Here is a 4,523-nt window from a genome sequence, read left to right as displayed (position 1 = left end):
GGGGCGCCCGCCGCGATCGGCCGCTGTGCGGTGGACGGCCGGTGGGCCGGGTTCGCCGCGGTGGAGGTGGATCCGGCGCGGCGGCGGGAGGGGCTCGGCACGGCGGTGATGGCGGCGCTGGCCCGCCGGGCGCTCGACGAGGGCGCGTCGGCGGCCTGGCTGCAGGTCGAGGAGGACAACGCGGCCGCCCGGCAGCTGTACGCCGGGCTCGGCTTCACCGTGCACCATGTGTACCACCACTACCGGGCGCCGGAACCGGCACCGGAATCTCCGGCTCCGGCCGGTGACGGATCGCCGTGAGAGGGCACGAACCGGCTATGCGTTCCCCCCATCCCCCGTCCCCCGGACGGTCCGCCGAGGTACGGCGGCTCTTCGCCGAGGAGGCCCGGTCGGCGCGGCCGGACCTGGCCACGCTGTGCCTGCTGGTGGGCGCGGAGGCGGACGGCACGCTGGACGAGGCGGGCCTGGACGCCGCGCAGATCGAGCTGGACCGGCTGGCCGGGCTGCTCCCGCACCGGCCGGGCGGCCCGCACGCGTGGGCGCTCGCCCTGCGCGACCTGCTGGGCGGACGGTGCGGCTTCCACGGCACGCCGGCCGACTACCGGCGCCTGGAGTCGTCGCTGCTGCACGAGGTGCTGCGGCGGCGGCGCGGGCTGCCGATCCTGCTGTCGGTGGTGTGGATGGAGGTGGCCCGGCGCGCCGGGGCGCCGGTGTACGGGGTGGCGCTGCCCGGGCACTTCGTCGTCGGCTTCGGGCAGGCCGGGGAGGCCGGGCCGCCGGTGCTCGCCGACCCGTTCGACGGGGGGCGGGTGCTCACCGGGGACGACGCCGGGCTGCTGGTCGCCGGGGCCACCGGTGCGCCGCTGGACCCCTCGATGCTGGCCCCGGCCGATCCGCTGGACGTGGTGCTGCGCGTGCTGAACAACATCCGGGCGTGGGCGGCGGCCCGGCCCGAGCACTCCGCGGTGGCGCTGTGGGCCGTCGACCTGTCCCTGCTGCTGCCCTCGCATCCGGCGCGGCTGCGCTACGAGCGGGCCCAGCTGCTGGTGCAGCGCGGTGACTTCCTCGCCGGGGCGGCCGAGCTGGAGGGGTACGCCGAGGTGGTGGGCGCGGTGGACGAACCGGCGGCGGAGCGGATGCGCGGCCAGGCCCGGGCGGCCCGGGCCCTGCTCAACTAGCGCCTCTCGTCGGGGTCGGACCGGGCTCGCGGGTCCGCCCCCGGCGGAAGAACCCTCCGGCCCTACAGCCAGCCCTTCTCGCGGGCCACCCGGGCCGCCTCCGCGCGGTTGCGGACGGCCAGCTTCTGGATGGCGGTGGACAGGTAGTTGCGGACGGTGCCCTGGGAGAGGTGCAGGGCCTGGGCCAGTTCGGCGTTGGTGGACCCGTCGGCGGCGGCCCGCAGCACCTCGCGTTCCCGCTCGGTCAGCGGGTTGGCGCCGTCCGCCAGGGCCGCCGCGGCGAGCGTGGGGTCGATCACCCGCTCCCCGGCGAGCACGGCGCGCACCGCGGCGGCGAGCTGGGCGGCCGGGGCGTCCTTGACCAGGAAGGCGTCGGCGCCGGCCTCCATGGCGTCGCGCAGATAGCCGGGCCGCCCGAAGGTGGTGAGGACGACCAGCTTCACGCCGGGCAGTTCGCGGTGCAGCAGCGCGGCGGCCTCGATGCCAGTGGCGCCGGGCATCTCGATGTCGAGCAGGGCGACGTCCACGGCGTGCTCGCGGGCGGCGGTCAGTACCTCGTCGCCGCGCGCGACCTGCGCGACGACCTCGATGTCGTCCTCCAGGCCCAGCAGCGCGGCCAGGGCCTCGCGGACCATGGACTGGTCCTCCGCGAGCAGGACCTTGATCGTGCGGCTCATGCGCGGGATCCTACGTCCGCCGCCGACGGGGCCGGGTGCGCGTCCGGGCCCGCCAGCGGCGCCCGCGCGACCAGCCGGAAGCCGTGCCCGGTGGGTCCGGCCTCCAGGGTGCCGCCGGCCCGGTGCAGCCGCTCGGCGAGGCCGGTCAGGCCGTTGCCGTGCGGTCCGGCGCCGCCGGAGCCGTTGTCCTCGACGGAGAGTTCCAGCACCGGGTCGCCGTCGACGGTGCGGCGGCGCAGCAGCTCGACCGTGCAGCGGCCGGCCCCGCTGTGCCGCACCACGTTGGTGACGGCCTCGCGCAAAGCCCAGGCGAGGGCGGCCTCGCTGTCCTCGGGGACGTCGTCGAGGCCGGGGTCGGCGGGCAGGTCGGCCCGCACCTCGGCCGCGGTCAGGGCCACCCGGGCGCCGGCCAGTTCGCTGCCCAGCCGGGGCCGCCGGTAGCCGGTGACGGCCTCCCGCACGTCGGTCATGGCCTGCCGGCTGACCTGCTCGATGTCGGCGATCTGGCGGGCCGCCAGGTCCGGGTGGGCGGGCAGCATCCGGCCGGCCAGTTCGCTCTTGAGCGTGATCAGGGAGAGCGAGTGGCCGAGCAGGTCGTGCAGGTCGCGGGCGAGCCGCAGGCGTTCCTCGTTGGCGGCGAGCTGGGCGACCGTGGCGCGTGCCTCGCGCAGCGCGATGGTGGTCCGGACGAGTTCGCGCACCCCGGTCATGGCGAAGCCGCCGAGCAGCGCCGGGACGAGGAGCCCGACGAGGAAGGCCCTCCCCCCGGGCACGACGAGGGCGGCGCCCGCCATCAGCGCCGACGCCCCCGGGATGGTCCAGCAGGCCAGCCGCAGCGGCAGGGCCGCGCCGGAGGCGATGGCGACGTAGACGAACAGCACCAGCCATTCCCGGCCCAGGAACAGCACCAGGGCGCCCGACTCGGCGCTCAGGAGGGCGAGCAGCAGCAGGACCGGCCCGTTGCGCTCGGAGCGCCCGGTGCGGAAGACCAGGGCGAGGTAGCAGGCGACGAACACGACGAGCCCGGTCCAGCCGAGGACCTGGGCGAGCGGGCCGTGACCGCCGTCCAGCAGGTCGACCACGGGGGCGCTGAGGAAGACCAGCCAGATACCGGACCACAGGGCCTTCACCAGCCACTGCCGGCGGTTCTCCGGGCGTTTGCCCATGGCGGCGGCGCCCAGCCCCCCGTAGGAGCCGCCGCCGGTGGTCCTCGTCGCTGTCGTCATACCGTCCATCGTGGCCCGGCCGGGCGGTGCGGGGGCAGTGCCTCCGGTACCGGCCCGCGGATGACGGATGTCATACGGCTGGGCGGACAGCACGAGGCGGCACGGACGGGGGGGTGCGCCGGGCACCCTCCGTCCGTGCCGCCTCCGTCAGGTCCGCGGGCGGTGGCGGCCCGTCAGCTCGGGTCCGTCTCGATCACGGCCACCCGGTCCGACGTGCTCATCAGCGCCTTGCGCAGGGCCACGTAGACGTCCTGGGGGGTGACGGGCGTCTTCTCGCCGTTGCCCCGGGTGATCAGCACCCCGTCGAACGTCTGGCCGTACAGCTTCTTCAGGGCGCCCAGGTCGGGCTTGTCGACCAGCTTGCCGTTGACGGCCTCGACCCGGAGGAACTTCCACAGCGAGTTCTGCGGGCTCATCGGGATCGAGTGCGCCGCGTCGGTCTGCACGGTCACGTTGGCCGACATCGCCGGTTCGGCGAACTCCTTCATCATCCGGTCGACCTCGGCCTTGCTGACCGTGGGCTGCCGGGTGGTCGTCGGCACGGTGACCGGGGACGAGGCGCCGGTCTCCACCTGGGTGCGGTAGGCCGCGGCGACGACCTCGGTCGACTTGTCGACGTCGATGCCCTGGCCGGGCTTGCCGTAGACGGGGACGGCCTTGCCGGAGACGAACTTGATGGTGCCGTCGGTGTTCGACGCGGTGCCGCCGACGCCGTCGAGGGCGGCGTGCAGCTTCTCCTCGTCGACGGGCATGACGGGGTCGACGGTCCGGTGGTTGCCGAACAGCGAGCCGATCACGGAGACCGGGTTGTAGTCGCTCTTGGCGGCGTCCCCGACGGTGGCGTCGATGTCCAGTTGCAGACCGGCGTTGTCCGGCTCCAGTTCGACGGTCTTGCCGCCGACCGTCAGCTTGAGCGGCTTGTTCAGCCGGTCGCCGAGCGCCTCGTCCAGCTTCTTCACGGCGTCGTCCCGGGTGCCGCCGCCGATGTCGACCCCGAGCACGGTGGTGCCCTTGGGCACGTCGGAGTGGTTCATCAGCAGGCCGGCGCCGTAGGCGACGCCGCCGAGGAAGACCAGGCCGCCGCCGAGCAGCACCAGCTTGTTGCGCCCCTTCTTCTTCGGCGGCTTCGAGGAGGCCGCCGGGGACGGGGCGCCGGGCTGGGGCAGCTTGGGGGGCGTGTGGGCCGCCGGGCCGCCGGCCGGGCCGTCCGCGTCGAAGGCGGCGCTCGCCGGCACGACGGGGATGCCGCTGGTGACGGTGTTCCCGGAGACGTTGTCGTGGCGGGGCCCGTAGCCGGGGTGGCCCGGTTCGGGGGCCTGGATCTGCGGGGTCAGGATCGCGGTGTCGTCGCTGAGCCCACCGCCGGGGACACCCGCTCCCGCCTGTGCCCCGGGGCCGCCCTGGCCGGCCGGACCTGCGGGGCGCCCGGGAGCGCCCGGCCC

General features: G+C 75.5%; 4 protein-coding genes and 1 pseudogene. 2 read left to right on the top strand and 3 right to left on the bottom strand.

Annotated features, from left to right (window positions below; translation table 11 throughout):
- A partial coding sequence (locus G3I53_RS13190; RefSeq protein ID WP_164438367.1) for a GNAT family N-acetyltransferase occupies positions 1-300 on the top strand: 300 nt, incomplete at its 5' end.
- A 17-nt stretch (positions 301-317) separates the two neighbouring features.
- Positions 318-1,178 carry a transglutaminase-like domain-containing protein gene (locus G3I53_RS13185; RefSeq protein ID WP_164438366.1) on the top strand — a complete coding sequence of 287 codons (861 nt, stop codon included), beginning with the start codon at positions 318-320 and terminating at the stop codon, positions 1,176-1,178.
- A 62-nt stretch (positions 1,179-1,240) separates the two neighbouring features.
- Here the strand turns inward: G3I53_RS13185 and G3I53_RS13180 are convergent, their stop codons facing one another.
- The 3 genes and pseudogenes from G3I53_RS13180 to G3I53_RS13170 all read right to left on the bottom strand — a co-directional run.
- The gene (locus tag G3I53_RS13180; RefSeq protein ID WP_164335041.1) at positions 1,241-1,855 is read right to left on the bottom strand and encodes a response regulator transcription factor; all 615 of its coding nucleotides are present in this window, start codon (positions 1,853-1,855) and stop codon (positions 1,241-1,243) included.
- Positions 1,852-3,081 carry a sensor histidine kinase gene (locus G3I53_RS13175; RefSeq protein ID WP_239063850.1) on the bottom strand — a complete coding sequence of 410 codons (1,230 nt, stop codon included), beginning with the start codon at positions 3,079-3,081 and terminating at the stop codon, positions 1,852-1,854. Before G3I53_RS13175 ends, G3I53_RS13180 begins: the two co-directional genes overlap by 4 nt.
- Before the next feature lie 173 nt (positions 3,082-3,254).
- Positions 3,255-4,523 (bottom strand): annotated as a pseudogene (locus G3I53_RS13170) (hypothetical protein); the annotation flags it as partial.

Origin of the sequence: Streptomyces sp. SID14436 (genome assembly GCF_010548465.1) — a bacterium.
Classification (GTDB): Bacteria; Actinomycetota; Actinomycetes; order Streptomycetales; family Streptomycetaceae; genus Streptomyces.
The sequence above is the reverse complement of the archived record's forward strand: the minus strand, read 5'-3'. Positions and strand labels throughout refer to the sequence as shown.